Genomic DNA, 16,430 nt, shown 5'->3' with positions numbered 1-16,430 from the left:
CTCACATCTCTTTACTATAAACTGAATAATTTATTGGAAGATACCCTATATACTTCCCCTCAGCTATATCAGCATTTTTATTTTTTGAAATTTCTTTTTTATCTAAAAATCCATAAACTTTTATCAGATGTTTATTACTAGATAAAATAATCTCTTTAGTATTTTTTTCAAAAACAATCTTAGATATCTTTAACCAGCATTTTTTATTTGTAACCATTCCATAGGGAGGTATTTCAAAAGAAATCAATTTCCCTATATCTTCATCTTCTCCTACAATTTCAATTATTCCTTCAGCTATTGCAACATTTTCATAAGATATTTCACCAGATCTCATTTCTTTAAAACTTAAAGGTTCACGTAAAGTTACTTTAACCTCAGATAAAGAGGTTAGAGAAATTACAAATAGGAAACATGTTATAATTTTTTTCATTATTCTCTCACCTCTACAGTTATATAAACTCTTTTTTTATGGGTTCCCTCTTTAGAAATATTTTTTCCTGTAATTTTAACATAATTATCTTTTGTAACTCTTTCATTCACAAATTTTGGAGAAAAAATTTCAGTATCTATAATACCATCATCATCAATATCTAACTGAGTACTCGAAAAATTCAATGAATAATAATTTTTTATATCTGGTTTTTTATTAAATTCAATATCAAACGGAATCTCTAAATTTTCATCGTCTATTACTAAAGCTTTTATATCGACATCTGAAATTATTTCCATCGGAACTATGATATCTGCTTCCATTTTCCCCATTATAGTTGAAACCTTTTCCAAAACTCTTTTTTTATTTGTAATATCATCAACTTTTTCATTAGGAGTTGCTGGAATCATTGGGACCATCGGAATCATTGGAACTTCTGAAGAATTTTCTTGAGTATACAGACTTGAAAAAACAATTAACAACATCCCAAATATTTTAGTTTTTAGTCTCATTCTTTTCCCCCGCTAATAAAACAATTTTATTTCCAATAAATTTTGAGTTTATTACCATTATATTCTTTTGTCCTTTTACATATTTAACCTCTATTGGAGTTTGAACCAATAATGATTCTTCATTTCCAAAAGATGATATCTCAAATATATATTTTCCTGCTCTTAAACCACTTATATCATAGCTTCCAAACTCATCAGGGACCGTTCCAGAAACAGTTTCATTATTATCATCCTTTATTTTTATTACTACCTTTTCATAAATATCTGTCCTTGTAGAATCCTCTAGTAAAAGATTTCCAGAAATTGTAAACAGAGGCTTTATTGGAATATAAGCTTCAATATTTCCACCATGTTTACCTTTTAATGAAAATTTACTATTGATTGTGTCATAACCAGGCTTTCTAACTTTAGGTTCAAAGCTATATAAAATATCATTTGGAACTCCGTAGAAGTAAGTTGGTTTATTTTGCTTAGTCAATTTTGTCTCTTGGTTTATTTTCACTTCAACATTTCCAATAAAATCTTCATTGTCATCAAATTTATTGTTGTTATTTTCATCTAAGAAAGTTATAACTTTTACTCTTGAACTATCCATACTTTCAAGTGGCTTAGTTATATTTTTAAGATCTACAATTCTATCAAGACCAACTGAAACGTCATAGTTTCCTTTATCTCCAGCAAACATATCGAAATTAAACCAGTTATCGTAGTCTATACTAACTTTAAATACAAATTTTTCTTTTTGAAGTTCACTGTATGACAGCTCAAAAGAATAGTCTAGCCCATTTCTAGTTGCTCTATTATATAGTTCTATAGTAGATTCAAAATCTCCACCTGCCTCAGTTATTGAGTTATTCCATCTCATAGAATAGTCTCTATATCCTGTGTAGTAAAGATTTATAGAATATCGTTTTTCGTCCTCTATATTTTTTTCAAATTGGAAAGTAGTTAAAATTCTTTTAAAATTTTTTGTAAATTCAATGTCTATTTCTGCTCCATTTTCTTTTTCACCATTATATTTTTCTAATCTTTGATATGAATAATCCAATCTTAAGAAATTCCAAGGAGTATACTGAACAGTGAATCCTTCAGATTTTTTACTATCATAATATTCACTATAATATCCATTTTCATAACGAAGTTTTAAATCATTAATTTTTATTTGGAAAAGTCCTTCAAAAGTTGTAGTTTCATCAAAAATATCAGGACTTAATATTTCTTCGCCACCTAAAACTAAAGTATACGGATAAGTACGTAAAAAGTTACTGTAAACAATTTCTCCTTTTGCACGTTCTACATATATATATTTATCATCAATCAGTTCTGGAGTTTTATAGTAATCTCCTCCAACTGTTAGATTTTCTGTAACTCCATAAAAAGTTCCTATTTCTAATATATTTTTACTAGATTCTTTGTCTTCAGAAGCAAAAAGCTTATACTGAAATTCTCCTTTGTTTTGTTGATTAAAATCGTCACTTGTTTGAATTATCCGAGTGAATATTTGTCCATCTTTTGCATGAATTCTTAACATATACTCTCTATCGCTTTTTATTTCACTATTACTAAATTCTACAATACCATTTTCTTCATTAGCTATAGCTATCGTTGCTCCCATATAAACTAACTCAACTCTACTGCCAATTGGAACATTTTCTTTGATTATAAATTTTTTACCATCTTCAAAATATCCCTTATCTTTTTCAAAAATAATTGATTTTTCCCAATAATCATTATCTATATTAGTTCCTCTTAGTTCTAAATAATGATTGTTAGGTAAATTAGGATAATAAAGATTAGCTCCTGTTAATAATGATTCTCTAACATCATAAGTGGTTGTCAATTCTCCATATAACATCGGTCCTTGGTATTCTAATAACCCTGACCAATCATTGTCTTTAATTCCATCACTCTTTGTAAAAGTTTTATCAAAATTAAACCTCATATATCCTATATCAAATAACTCTCTAGAGTTGGTATAATAAAAATCATCCATTGAATTTTCATTCTCTATTTTTTCTTCAGATGATTTTAAACCATTTCTTATATCTTTAGGTATTAAATATGTTGTAGACATACTAATTTTCATTCTACTATCATTTATATCTAAACCGTCCAAAAATATATCTCTAAATAAATCTGATTCTAAAAAATAGTCTCCATTTTCTATAAAATACTCATCTTGCTTTAAAACTGTTTTTTCTAATCCAACAATTTTACCTTTATTAAAATCAATAACAACATTTTTTAATCTTTTTCCTAAAAACATATTTAAACTATTATTTTCAAGTCTATAATTTTTAAATTCTATCCCTTCAAAATATTTCAATAATGAAAAATAATATCTGTCATTCATACGAATAATCGGATATTTTGTAGTTATAGAAGATCTATTTACAATTAAGTCATAGTAATTTTTTTCCTGTAACTTACCATCCAATTCAGCTTTTAAAAAATTATAATCCTCTTCCGATATAATATTTTTCTTTCTAAGCTCTTCAACTCTTTCTATTGTTAAATTTTCATCGGCATAAGTCGAGAAGAAAAGAGAAAATATAAAAAATATTCCCCATATTTTTTTCATCATAACTTCCCCCATATTTCTTTAAAGTTTTATTCTCCCAACCTCTTTTTTAGTTTCATAATCTTTCAGAATCAAATTTTTAGGTATCTTAAATGCCTTATCTTTTGAATAAATAAATCCTAACTTATCAAGATTTAAATTTTCATTTGAAAGAACCTTAAGATTCCCAAGATAATACTCGTCCAAATAAAGCTCAAATTTCCCTTTTCTTTTTCCTAAATTACTAACTTCCCCAGCTATAGATATATCATTTTCTAGATTTTTTAAACTTAGATTTTTAAATTTAAGTTTTGGATTTATATTTCCAACATATCCAGATATAATTAATCTGAAATTTGTAAAAATACTTACTCCAGCTCCATTTTCTTTAGCCACTTTCTCAAAAACAGGAAGTTCTTTAACTCCAAGAACTGCGAAATATTCGCCAGATTTTACATTAGATGGAGATTTAATATGGACTTGGATTTTCCCAGTCTCTCCAGGTTTTAAAATAATAGAACGTGGATAAAATTCAATCCATTTATACATTTCATCTGGATTCATTTTGTCCTCCTCAGTATAAATCTTATACATTACGGGTTCATTTTTTTTATTGTAAAGTGTATATTCTTGATAACTTCCATCCTCATCAATTCTTTTATCAAAATAAGTTGGATGAATGTTTATATATGAAAATGTTACTTTAAATAAAACTAAAAAAATTAAAATTCCTTTCATATTTGCCCCCCCCTAATAAATATTTTTGAAGAGGAAAGTGACATAGTCACTTTCTACTTTAAAGACATTTATTAAGGAGTAGGAGGAGTAATTGTTTTATCATAAGTAACTGTTAAATTAGATGGTGCTCCCGTATATGTTTTAGCTTCAATTATGCTACCTTCAATTATTTGAGATATAGTACTTACTAGTGATATTGCTTCTGTTCTACTTATATCTGTAGTTATATCCAATGATTCAGGTATGGTAAGTTCAGATTCTAATACTCCTTCTAAACTTACTTTTTTTGCTGATAATGCAAAATTTAATTTCCCTTTTCCTATTACAACTGTTCCTGGGGTTCCTCTACTTACTTTAAATTTTGATGTTTCAACAAGATTGGCTGCTGTTGTAATTATACCTTGGTCATCTACAGTTAGCTCATGAGTTATATCTATCCTATTTATTACTGCGGTTCCACCCTCATCAACAATAACAAGTTGAGTTGCTGGGCTTCCAGAAACAATTGCAGACACATTTACAGGTACAGTTGCCGTGTCTACTGGTTCTGCTCCAAAACTTAGAGCTGAAAGGGCAAATAGTGCAAAAATAATTTTTTTCATAAAATTTCCTCCTAATTTTTTTATTTTCTTTCAAGTAGAAAGGAATTCCCCGTATACTAAGTATAATTCTTAGTAGTCATCTAGTAAATTTGAAAATAATTATAGTTTTTTAATAATTTTTTTCAATAGTATAAACCGGGGGGTTATATTGATGTATATTAACAGTAGACACTTAAGGATAGTAAAAATGATAGTTAAATATAAAATAACTGATTTAGAAATTATAGCTGAAATTTTTAATATAAGTGTTTCAGCAGTAACGACTTATATTAAAGATATTGGAAGCTTAATAGCAGAAGATGAGAATATAAAACCTTTAAAAAAGCTTGATAAAATAATCGAATTGATTAAAAAAAAGAAAGGACTTGTTTATCTCTTAAAAAGTAATCAAGAATTTAGAAAAAAGGAAAAAATTGACTATTTAATTTTTATTCTTCTTACAAAAAAAGAAATTCACTTAAATGATATTGCAGATAATTTAGGAATAACTAGAAGAATTTTAAACTATCATCTGACTGATATTAAGGAGATCTTAAAAGCTAAAAATTTATCTTTAGAAAGCACCACTAAAGGTATTAAATTAATTGGAGAAGATTCTAATATAAAAAGAATGCTATTTGGTTATTTTTATAAATTTTTAATTGAAAGACACGAACTTCCAAAATCTTTAAGAAAAATTTATATTGATTATATCGAACTAACTTCAATCAATAAAATTCTAAAAGATATATATAAGCTAAATAAAATTACTAAAACACCTCACTCTCACTACTCTTATATTTCATATTTTTCATTTTTGGCTATTCATATAAGAAAAGATCCTTCCCCCAAAATGGAATCAATCAAAACGTTCTCTGATTTTTTAAAAATTGCACCAAGTGATATAGATTGTGAAACTTTAAAAAAAATATACCATTTCTTCAAAGAAACTATTTTCAATCAAATTCCTGTAAATCACTTGTATGATTTTTTCTTTATTTTTCAAAAAAGTCATACAGAATATTATAAATATGATGAAGATATGTCAAATTTAATTTTGTCATATAAATCTCAAGTTCAAAATTTTACTTCTTTTAAAATTTCATCTGATATAGAGTATATACATCTTGCTACCCAATGGTTTACATTTGCATTTTTTAAAGAACTTTATAACATTACAGATTTAACATTTTTTGAAATGAGTAATATGACTCTCGATACAAATATAGTAAAGTTTTTTATAAATATGAAAACTATTCTTCCAAAATTTGGACTCTATGAAAGTGCCCTTTTTTATTTAGGATTAAGTAAGCTTTCAAAAACTATTCCTGATAATAATGAAAATATATTCATATATAAAAGTATCCCTGATTACATAATTACAGAAGTTAAAAACTATATCGAAAAATCTTATTCATTAAAATTTAAAGAGATTATTAATATTTATGATTTACCTGATTATTTAAAAGAAAATAAAGTTGATTGTGTCGTAGCTGTAGAAAGCTTTAAATTTAACAAAGAAAATATTAAAATGTTAAAATTTCCTTTTCCAAGTTTAAATTAATCAAAAAAAGAGTGGCTTCTTAAGAGACCACTCTTTTTCATTTAAAAATATTATATTTTAGAATGTATATCCAATATTAACTTGGTATAAAACTCCACTTCCATCTATGTTGTTTGAAAGAACAAAGTCCATAGGTCCTAAGAAAGTATCCCATCCTAATCCAACTCCATATCCTTGAGCTGAATCTTCCCAAATATTTCTTTTTTCCTCGGCTATTGCCTGACTGTTGTAAGTTCCAATATTATATTTTGCCAATAGATTTAAACTATCAAATATAGAATACTGAATTCCAAAACCACCTATTAAGAAGTCATTTGTATAAACAGACCCCAATGGTAATCCATAAAACTCATATTTTCTTTTTACTCCGTTATTTCTAAGTCCACCAAGTGAGAAAAGTTCACTTAAAGGAGCTTCGTCAGAATTTAAAATCTTTCCACCAATTACATTTGTATTTATGGATAATTTTGATGTAAGCATTATATGAGCTAGACCTGAATATCCGTATCCTTGATAATTGTCCTCACTATCCACAGATGTCCCAGAGAATCCTTGTCCAAAGATTTGTATTCCTTCTGACGGATATGATGATTTGTTCAAAGTATCTGTATAAAGAGTAATAGCATTTACTACATATGATCCACTTCTTTTAAATTTCTTTAATTTATTTAGTCTTACTCCAGAATCATAATCACTATCAATACTCTTGAATCCTAGACTATATCCAATTATTGCTTTATCGAATAAAGTAGTTCCAAAAGATAAATTAGTGACAAATTCTTTCGTATTATAAGTTGAAATATTATTTCCATTTGAATAAATAAATAATGGATTTAAACCGTATGATATATCTCCCGATACAATAAAATTAGTTCTTAAAAACTCATACTGAGTTATATCTCTTAAAGCTAACTTAGGATATTTTGATAGTTCAGCTTTTACTGTATATTTTTTCTTAGTAAGCCCTAGAATAGGTATCTCGGCCATAACTTCCAGCGCTCCACCATATTCTGAAACATATGAAATTCCAGCACCTATTTTACTGTCAGTTTTTTCCCTAACTATAAACTCTGCTGTGTCACCAGTAACATGATAGAAAACTCTATCTACATAATTTAAAGCATATATTTTTTCAGCCCATAAATTTAATTCATTTACACCCATCTTTTGCTTTTCAGGCTTCAACTTCATAACTGTTTTCTCTGTTAAAATTTCACTTCCGTAAATTTTTACATTCTTTATCTCTCTTGGTTTATCTACCAGTTTTTCACCTTTTGCTCTTATTTCATTATAAGCAACCTCATCAGACAGATTCTTTAAAATATAATCCAGTTCTTCTGCTGCTGCTGCACCTTCTTGAACTAGTGAATCTAGATTATCAAAATCTAAAGTGCTATGAGTTTTTACTCCTGGAGTAATTAAAATATCAGCAAGTTTTTTTTGCTTTTCTGTACTTGTATTTCCATTGTATGTTGAAAGTTTATCTAAAACTGCTATTATATTAGAACTATCAGTTATGTTTATAGTTTCAGCTGAAATATCTATAGCAATAACTATATCAGCACCCATGTTAATAGCCTCTAATACAGGAAAATTATCTACAACTCCACCATCAACATAATAATTATCTCCGTCTCTTATCGGATCTAAAAATGTTGGAATTGCCATACTTTTTAATGTAGCTAAAGCTAAATCTCCTTCTCCAATAGCAACAGACTGACCTGTTTGTAAATTTGTAGTCATAGCTCTAAATGGAATAGGCAGTTCATCAAAATTTTCAACCGATTCCGCTTTTGCAAATATCTCTTTTAGTTGTAAGTAAACAAATTCTCCAGTTAAAACTCCCATAGGTAATGATAATTCGAAATCTTTAGTAATTGAAAGTGTTAAAGGATACTTATTTGAAGATGCTTTATCAACAATATTTTTTAAAGTTCTATCTGAAGAATTTGATAATAATTTATTAAACTTCAGAGTAACTACTGTTTTTTCAATTTCATCCGGAGTATAACCAGCAGAATACATAGCTGCTATAATACTTCCAGCACTAGTTCCTACAACATAATCTATAGGAATCTTATATTTCTCTAAAACTTTTAATACACCTATATGAGCAGCCCCTTTAGCCCCACCTCCGCTCAATACAAGTCCTACTTTGGGTCTGTTTTTCACTGGTAAAGGTGCGTTTAAATTAAACTCTTCATCAGTAAATTGTTTTTTTAATTTTTCTAAACTTTCTTTTTTCAACATAAGCTCATTTATTTGCTGATCAATTGCAGCCAATTTATCAGCTTTAGTGTTTACACGATTAGGATCTAAAGAATATGCTGTTAAAGAAAGCAGTATAAAACTTAGTGCCCATTTAAATTTTCTCATCAAATTCCCCCAAAATTATAATTAAAAGAAATACTTGGCTCCCACTCCTGCTACTAAAACATAGTTTTTGTCAACAATTGGAGAATCAGTAATTTCATCTGAAAACTTTTCTATAGATGCGAAACTCATCAAACTAACTTTAGCTGTCAATTTTTTCTCTAGAGCAAATCCAAGACCCAAAGAATATCCAGAATTTGGTGAGTAACTTCTATCTATATGTTTATTTTTTATAGCCTCATCAGTTGTAACTCCGAAATAATAATCTACAAAATCTGCTGAATAGAAATTAGCATGTATTCCTGGAACTATCACTAAAGTTGGATCAATTACAATTGGTCTCAATAAAGATAATTTACTCTTTGCTCCGTTCTCTCCACCCATTACTGAAGCTCTTACAATCGCTCCCTCAAATCTAGGATCATAGTTGACTGCTAATCCAACCATAACCTGTGGTTTTCTCTCATCTATATTATCATACCCTTTTCCTAGATCATTTCCTTTAACTCCATATCCAGCTAATGGATCTAAAAATACATCTAAACTAATAGGAGTATTTTCATAAAATCTATATCCAATCTCAATTCCTTTGATATAAAAATCATTATAATCAACATCTAGCATTGGAACTGGATAAGCTTTAGTTTCTGCCCCTTTATAAAGAGAACTTCCTAATCCCAGTCCTAATCCTAAACCATATCTACCATTTTCTGCTCCAAGTGCCATTGTTGACATAGTCAACCCAGCTATTAAAGTAAGTACTTCTTTTTTCATTTAATTCTCTCCCTCAAACTATAGTTATTTTTGCGCGGAGTAATTATATCACAATTCTGAGGGAGCTCCAATCATTTTGTGATGGAAATCAAAGCCTTCTATGTAATCCCCGTCTTCTTTTGGCTCTATAATGACCGTATAGTCACTGTTTCCAACTAAATTTATATTTTCAAAATTTTCTTTATGATTTATTTTAACTGTATAAGTTCCTGGTGCAACATCTTCTATATAATAGTATCCATCAAACTCTGGATATATTCTTTTTAGAACAGTTCCATCTTTTATTAAGTGAATTTCAGTTTTTCCAAGTAGTTTAAAAAAGTCTGATTCTTTGAATCCTTCTCCCTTAATTTCACCCGTTATAACTGAAATAGGAGATATAGGAATATCTATAACCATTCCTGAAGACGAAGCCCCCTTTAATACAACTCTATCTTTTTCTGGCCTCATCATAGCATCTAAAGTCTCTCCATTTACTTCTAGGACATGTATAGAAGAACTCGAAAGATTTCCAATTATATATTTCCCAGCTCTATCGGTGAATCTACTTTCTGTTCCAATTCTTATTTCGATCTCTGGTAGTGCATCCTCGTCCTCATCTTTTATTCCATTTCCATTTTTGTCCAAGAAAACTACTCCTTCAACCCAAATATCATCCATATTTTTAGTATTTATATTTGAAAAAGGTTTTTCTAACAATATAGATTTTTCAACTTTTAATCCTGGTCTTAATTCATTATCGTCCATATTAAATGGAGTTTCAACATAAATCAAATCAGAATCCAAATACCATGTGAAATCAATTCCAAAATAAAACTTTTCCGAATCTGAATAGTTAAGATTAAATCCAAAATCTATATTACTAAATTTTGAATCTCTTCTTACTTTCCTAGTAACCCGAATGCTATAAGAATTTTCAATTTTATTATCTTCGTCAAAATTATGATCTGATTCAAGAATAGTATAAAAATCTTCAAATCCTGAATAACTAACCTTAAATCCTAGGTCGTATTCTCCAGCTTCTCCTTTCGGAGTTTCAAAATCATTATACATATACAATCCAAAATTTCTAAATCCATTATATTCTAGATCCAAATAAGAGGTATCTGTGTAATCTTCCTCTAAAATTTCTCTTTCATTTCCAAGTGAAACTGTCAAATTTCCAAAACCTCGGCTTAAATTAACATTCCAATATTTATCATACCCTTCACTTTCCACAAAAGATCCCGAAAATTGCTGATATTCTAAAAATAAAGTTGTTTGTAAAAACCTTTGATTAATATTAGTCAAATAACTAATATTATTACTATCTAAACTTTGAACAATTTTTCCTTCAATTACTGTTGGTATTACTTTTAAAGGTGTTCTATAAATTCCACCAAACTCAAAACTATTAGTTTTTTCACCATCTTCATTTACTCCTGAAACATATGCAGTTCCTAGAGTTAAATCATTTAATAGTCCATATGAATAGTTATAATACTGCTGAAGTTTTTTCGCATCTATACTTTGACCAACTTGTAAACTATAATCCGATTCTCCTTTAGATAGCAATCTATTACTACTTAAAATTCCAACTTCTCTAACTTCAATTCTTCCATCATCATAATAGATTTTAACTGTATAATTATTAAAATTTGAGATATTTGTTACAATAAATTCAAATTTATTACTTCCATTCAATCTTTTATAATCTATTAGATTTTGCCCTTGAAAAAGTTCAACTAAATTAGCGCCAAATACTTGTCCAGAAATAACAGTTTCATTATTTTTTCTAAAAGAAAAAATATCATTTTTACTTATACTAACCCCTCTTATTGAACGGTCAATATCATAAAATCCATCCGCTGAAATATAGGAATCTCCAAACACCAAACTATTTCCATCTTTTAAAAAATTATCATACTCTAAAGTTACATAATCTAACTCTAAATCTGGCTCTATATTTTGAGAAATTTTAAAATCTCCATAGAATAACTGAGTTCCATATTCAATTCCAAAGTTGTATTCACTACTTCTTAAATCCCAGTTACTATACTCAAACTTCAAAATTCCAGGAGATATTAGTTTCTTCTCTCCAATTACATCAACATACTCTTCATTGCTTCCTTTTTGATTTTCAAACTTCTTTATTCTGTGTTCTGCTTCTTTTCTAATTTCAGAAGAAAGTTTAAAATTTGGTTCCAAAACTAATTTTAGAGCATCAGGGTCCCAAGTATAATCTTTAATATCTATAAGGTTTTTTAATTGAGTAATTGGAATATATGTATCATCCTCAAGTTCAAGTTTTTCAGGTATATCTATTTTTTTTCTATCAATATTTAAATCTTTTATCTCTAAAAAATCTGTAAGTGAATCAATTCCTAAATACGGAATATCTTGTTCATAGTCATAATAAATCATATAAAAATTGTTATTTAGATCTTTTGCTTTTATTTCAATGTATGCCTCTTCGGGTGTAACACCAAAAACTGAATTAAAAAACAACAAAAATAATATGAGTTTTTTTAAAAATTTCCTCATAATTTTCTCCTACTTAGTATATGTTACTCGCAGCTTAATACTCCCATTATATTCGCCACTTTCTTGTTCATTGGGAATATCAACTTTTCCAATTAATTCTAAGTACTGTTTTCTTTTCCCATTTATTTCTCTAGTTATATCATAAACCCCTGGTTCAAGCATTCTTCCACCATCCATGGTAACAGATACAGGTATAGGATTTCCAATTCCATTCTTAGGAGTTAGACTTACCTTACTGTCATACTTTATAGTGATATCTTTTGGAGTCTCTTTACCTGTCACTTCTATTTCAATCGGTACGCTTGTACTATTTTTTCCGAATTTAATTTCACCAAAATCTAAACTTTTTCCAGTAATATTTACAGAAAGAGATGGAGTTAAATTTTCTAAATTTATATTTAGCACATTTGTTCTATCATCAATATTTTTTAAATTTTGATTATGATCAATAACTGCAATAAATTTAATATTACTATTTGTTTTCTCACTATTTACAATTATTTTCAAATAATAATCAAAACTTAGAATTTCTTCATCATTTTCTTCAAAATTTATCTCATTTGTATGTAATTCTCTATTCTTAAATCTTACATTACTTATTGTAAGCTCAATACTCATCTCTGAAAATTCATTAAAAGTATATCTTCCTTTTTTTAATGGAATCAGTTTATCCTTATTTATATTTCCACTTCTACTAAATCCAATACCTAAATAAGCTGTATCTTTCTTTGTTTCAGCTTCTACTTCTAACCTTGAGGTCCCTCTTAACTCTTTTACTCTTCCACCAATCGTGCTACTATCAATATCCTTAAATGATGGATTTAATGATTCAATTGAAAATTTATCTTGAGAAGAAAGACATATATTAAATATTATAAAAAAAAGTGCCAGTATTTTTTTCATATTCACATCTCCTAATTCAAAGTAGCTCTAACATAAAAAGTCCCGTTATAAATACCACTAGACTTATCCACCGTGTCTTTACCATCCAAATTTAAAGTTATTTCTACAATAGCTGAATCATCAGATATGCTCTTAGAAACTTCTTTTATCTGTGTAATCTCTATATCAATCTTATCAGAAGGATTATTTTCATTTTTAAGAGGAATAATATTTGTTTTTTCTTGATTTACATAAGTCGCAATCGAAATCTCTTTATTCCCAAACCCTTTTACTATAAATTTTTTGTGAGTTATGGCATTTTCACCCATCACAACATTTCCAAAATCAATATTTTCATCATCTTTATATTCTAAAGATAATACCTTTGGAACAACTAGTCTTACTGGAATTTCAACTCCTTCCAACTCACACACTCCATTCACACAAATTTCGGTTTGAGTTGAAAAAGATTTACTAAAAAATCCAAAAATAAAAATGAATGTTAATAAAAATCTTTTCATTGCTAACCTCCTTAGAAAAAAATTAGGGATAACGCTTGTCATCCCTAATTATAGCATATTCTAACTGTTATATCGCCTGTATATTTCCCAGAACTTAATTTTGCATTATTAGCATATTCTGCTAATCCTTTCAATTTAAATTCTTCTGGTTTGTCTGTAAAAATTCCTCTTGCTTCTTTAAAAGATAATTTAACTGGAATTATGCTATCAGAATTATTTTCAGATACTAATTGAGCTTCTTTTCCCTCATTGATAGTAATCTTATAACCCTGACCTTCATTTCCTGTTGCAACTATAAGAGCTTCCTTTTCAACAGACATTCCTTTTTTTAAAACTCCAAAATCCATTGTTTTATCAACCCTCAATAATAAAGGACTCAATAAATTAAGTTTTACTTTAAATTCTAAATTTTCATTAGAAAAAATCGAAGTACTAAATATTAAAAATATTAATAAAAATAATTTTTTGTACCTCATATCCCCCCCAAAATTTAAATTTATAAAGTATTATTATTTATCATACTCGGTTCTAATAGTAAAACTACCACTATATGAACCAGTTGCATATTCATTTAGATTTATTTGTCTTAATGTTTCTTGTGGAATAAATGCAAAGAATGGTACCTCAGCTCTTCCATTTTTAAATGAAATCTGATTTTTAAGAGATTGGTGCCAACCAGTTCCATCAGTAGAAACAAATACCTCTATTTTAGTTTTCTTACCAGAACTTTTAACATTGTTTTCTAAGAATGTATCAGTTGGTAAAATAATTTTTGCTCTTGTTGCATCTGTAGCTTGCAGATCTTCAAGGGTTACAGTAAATGGTTTTTTTAAATCTCCAGACTGTCCTCTTAAATTTCCAAAATCTATTGAATTAGTTGAAACTGAAATATCCAGTGAACTTTCTATAGATGCACTCATATTTATTACGTCTTCATTTTTTGCGTAAGCTGCACAATAAAACAGCATTAATCCTAGTAGTAGTTTTTTCATGTAATTTATTTTCTCCTAACCTTTTCCTTAAATCTCGTAAGTTGCTTTTATGTTAAAATTTCCTGAATAAGTTCCAGGAGTTATATTTGCTACATCTCCATCCACTCTTCCAGTTACCTCATACTCTCTTCCGGTTTTACTAACAGTAACTTTTGCATCTTTAAAACTCGCTCCTGGTAAAACACCCGCTCCATCAACTAACGATAAATTTATAGTATATTGACTTTCTGGATGTTTTGTATTCTGTAGTGTTGCAGTTTCATCAATACTTATTTTAGCTATCGATGTTTCATTATCCGAAAGTGTACTATCTTTTATCTTAATAACAGAATACGCAGGTTTTTCTAAAGTATGTTTTCTTAAATCTCCAAATTCCATATGTTTTTCTACAGATATTTCTAACTCTCCATATACGAATCCAGACATATTAATTGTTGCTGAATCACCTGTTTCATCTTGGTTAGAATAAGCTGTCATACTCAGTAAAACCATTAATCCCAATAAAGTTTTTTTCATAATTGAACCTCCATCCTACAATTAAATATCGTATGAAGCTGTTACAGTAAATGAACCTGTGTATTGTCCAGCTGGAGCAGCATTAGCTAAAGCTTTATCAAGTGTTACTGGGATATCTATTTTTGTTGGTGCTGAACCTTTTACTAAAGCTAATTCTGGAACTACTGGAGTTACTGTAATATTATAGTCAGCATCAGTATCGATATTCTTAGTTAAAGATAACCCTGTATTTTCACTTAATTTAAGTTTTACACTAGCTGTTTGGTTTCCTTTAAAATCCGAAGTTCTAACCATTAAAGAAGCTTTTTTTTCTCCTCCATTATATGCTTTTAGATTTCCAAAATCTATCTCTGAAGTTGTTGTTGTAACTTGTAATTCTCCAGCCGAATATGCTGTTAAATTTATTGTTGCTGAATCTGAATCTCCCTGTCCTGGTGCTGCAAAAGCTGTCATCCCTGCTAATATCATTATTCCTAGTACTAATTTTTTCATAATTTTTACCTCCCAATTTTAGTTAAATCTATTTTATAATTTTATTACTTTAGTGCCAATCATCTTTCCATCATTTAAAATATCTACTTTTACCGAAACTGTTCCAGCAGGAATATTCTTTAATTCAGCAAAAACTTTATTTTTTCCTACTTTTAAAGTTCTTGACATTACTCCCTCATCTAAACCTAATTTCTTCCCTGATCCATCAGTATAAACCACTTTAAAGTTTGGTCTAATTGTAGTATTTCCAGTAGATTCAATTTCTGCACTTATATTTCTAGTATTTTCATTTTTAACTATCTTTATATCTTTTACAGTTCCTTTATACTCAAGCTTTCCTTTTTCTCCATAAACTGGAATTGAAACTTCCGAATACATTGCCATATTCACTGCAATATCTCCTTGTTTTTGCATAATCATTGTAGGATTATCAGGAATCTCTTTAAATAATATTAATGCTTTATATTGACCATCCGGTAAATCCTTTGGAGTTTTTATAGAAAATCTAATTGTTTTTGTTGAATTTCCACTCATAGTTAAAACCTTTGGATAAATTTTTGAATACTGAGCCAATGAATCTGCATCGCTATAATCATCAGGCTTCTCTATAGAGATTTCTACTCTCATATTTTCATTTGAATTATTTGTTAAAGTTAGCTCTCTATTTGCACCCTTATGTATTGGTATAAAAAATCCAGTTGGTGATATTGATAAATTAAATCCGTACACTGTAAATATATTCAGTAAAAAAATTATTCCCAATATTTTTTTCATATTTAATTCTCCTAGTAAATAAATTTAGAATAAAAAAAAGTTACATCAAATCTATTTTCATAGATTAATGTAACTGGCTACCATTTTACAGGCCCTATAGCTTTGCGTCATAGAATTTCTCCTACTTTGCCATTTGTTATTAATTAATTGTTTGTTAATTAATAATACTACTTAAATACCAATTTAGTCAAGTTTTTT

Annotated in this window: 16 protein-coding genes and 1 riboswitch; of the genes, 1 reads left to right on the top strand and 15 read right to left on the bottom strand. The window is 28.3% G+C overall.

All coding sequences use genetic code 11. The features are described 5' to 3' along the window. Nucleotide 1: 1 nt before the first annotated feature. From H3N56_RS03425 to H3N56_RS03405, 5 genes are all read right to left on the bottom strand, one after another. Nucleotides 2-430: a hypothetical protein gene (locus H3N56_RS03425; protein WP_185879910.1), complete on the bottom strand. Its 429-nt coding sequence runs from the start codon at nt 428-430 to the stop codon at nt 2-4. Further along, nucleotides 430-942, bottom strand: coding sequence for a hypothetical protein (locus H3N56_RS03420; RefSeq protein ID WP_185879909.1), 513 nt, complete (start codon nt 940-942; stop codon nt 430-432). Before H3N56_RS03420 ends, H3N56_RS03425 begins: the two co-directional genes overlap by 1 nt. Then, nucleotides 926-3,526: a carboxypeptidase-like regulatory domain-containing protein gene (locus tag H3N56_RS03415; protein WP_185879908.1), complete on the bottom strand. Its 2,601-nt coding sequence runs from the start codon at nt 3,524-3,526 to the stop codon at nt 926-928. The genes H3N56_RS03420 and H3N56_RS03415 overlap by 17 nt, the downstream gene beginning before the upstream one ends. Nucleotides 3,527-3,544: 18 nt before the next feature. Then, nucleotides 3,545-4,240, bottom strand: a complete 696-nt coding sequence (locus H3N56_RS03410; protein WP_185879907.1) for a hypothetical protein — start codon at nt 4,238-4,240, stop codon at nt 3,545-3,547. Nucleotides 4,241-4,311: 71 nt separating this feature from the next. After that, nucleotides 4,312-4,842, bottom strand: a complete 531-nt coding sequence (locus tag H3N56_RS03405; protein WP_185879906.1) for a hypothetical protein — start codon at nt 4,840-4,842, stop codon at nt 4,312-4,314. A 151-nt stretch (nt 4,843-4,993) separates the two neighbouring features. On the opposite strand from H3N56_RS03405, the gene H3N56_RS03400 reads away from it, so the two are divergent. Next, nucleotides 4,994-6,385 carry a helix-turn-helix domain-containing protein gene (locus H3N56_RS03400; RefSeq protein ID WP_185879905.1) on the top strand — a complete coding sequence of 464 codons (1,392 nt, stop codon included), beginning with the start codon at nt 4,994-4,996 and terminating at the stop codon, nt 6,383-6,385. A 57-nt stretch (nt 6,386-6,442) separates the two neighbouring features. Here the strand turns inward: H3N56_RS03400 and H3N56_RS03395 are convergent, their stop codons facing one another. From H3N56_RS03395 to H3N56_RS03350, 10 genes are read right to left on the bottom strand one after another with little or no spacing between them, the layout of a single operon-like run. Next, entirely contained in the window at nt 6,443-8,761 is a 2,319-nt protein-coding gene (locus tag H3N56_RS03395; RefSeq protein WP_185879904.1) for a patatin-like phospholipase family protein, read from the bottom strand. A gap of 21 nt (nt 8,762-8,782) precedes the next feature. Beyond that, nucleotides 8,783-9,532 carry a MipA/OmpV family protein gene (locus H3N56_RS03390; protein WP_185879903.1) on the bottom strand — a complete coding sequence of 250 codons (750 nt, stop codon included), beginning with the start codon at nt 9,530-9,532 and terminating at the stop codon, nt 8,783-8,785. Between the two features lie 48 nt (nt 9,533-9,580). Next, nucleotides 9,581-12,055 carry a hypothetical protein gene (locus tag H3N56_RS03385; protein ID WP_185879902.1) on the bottom strand — a complete coding sequence of 825 codons (2,475 nt, stop codon included), beginning with the start codon at nt 12,053-12,055 and terminating at the stop codon, nt 9,581-9,583. A 9-nt stretch (nt 12,056-12,064) separates the two neighbouring features. Further along, complete coding sequence (locus H3N56_RS03380; protein WP_185879901.1) at nt 12,065-12,958, bottom strand: hypothetical protein; 894 nt, start codon at nt 12,956-12,958, stop codon at nt 12,065-12,067. 11 nt (nt 12,959-12,969) lie between these two features. Beyond that, entirely contained in the window at nt 12,970-13,458 is a 489-nt protein-coding gene (locus tag H3N56_RS03375; protein WP_185879900.1) for a hypothetical protein, read from the bottom strand. A 44-nt stretch (nt 13,459-13,502) separates the two neighbouring features. Continuing rightward, complete coding sequence (locus H3N56_RS03370) at nt 13,503-13,934, bottom strand: hypothetical protein (RefSeq protein WP_185879899.1); 432 nt, start codon at nt 13,932-13,934, stop codon at nt 13,503-13,505. Nucleotides 13,935-13,967: 33 nt separating this feature from the next. Continuing rightward, the gene (locus H3N56_RS03365; protein ID WP_185879898.1) at nt 13,968-14,450 is read right to left on the bottom strand and encodes a hypothetical protein; all 483 of its coding nucleotides are present in this window, start codon (nt 14,448-14,450) and stop codon (nt 13,968-13,970) included. A gap of 27 nt (nt 14,451-14,477) precedes the next feature. After that, on the bottom strand, nt 14,478-14,966 hold the full coding sequence (locus H3N56_RS03360) for a hypothetical protein (RefSeq protein ID WP_185879897.1): 489 nt from the start codon (nt 14,964-14,966) through the stop codon (nt 14,478-14,480). 21 nt (nt 14,967-14,987) lie between these two features. Beyond that, nucleotides 14,988-15,458 carry a hypothetical protein gene (locus H3N56_RS03355; protein ID WP_185879896.1) on the bottom strand — a complete coding sequence of 157 codons (471 nt, stop codon included), beginning with the start codon at nt 15,456-15,458 and terminating at the stop codon, nt 14,988-14,990. A gap of 33 nt (nt 15,459-15,491) precedes the next feature. Continuing rightward, entirely contained in the window at nt 15,492-16,232 is a 741-nt protein-coding gene (locus tag H3N56_RS03350; protein ID WP_185879895.1) for a fimbria/pilus periplasmic chaperone, read from the bottom strand. A gap of 65 nt (nt 16,233-16,297) precedes the next feature. Continuing rightward, nucleotides 16,298-16,373, bottom strand: a riboswitch (cyclic di-GMP riboswitch). Nucleotides 16,374-16,430: the final 57 nt, after the last annotated feature.

This window comes from Cetobacterium sp. 2A, assembly GCF_014250685.1.
Lineage (GTDB): Bacteria > Fusobacteriota > Fusobacteriia > Fusobacteriales > Fusobacteriaceae > Cetobacterium.
This window is presented reverse-complemented; position numbering and strand designations above follow the sequence as displayed.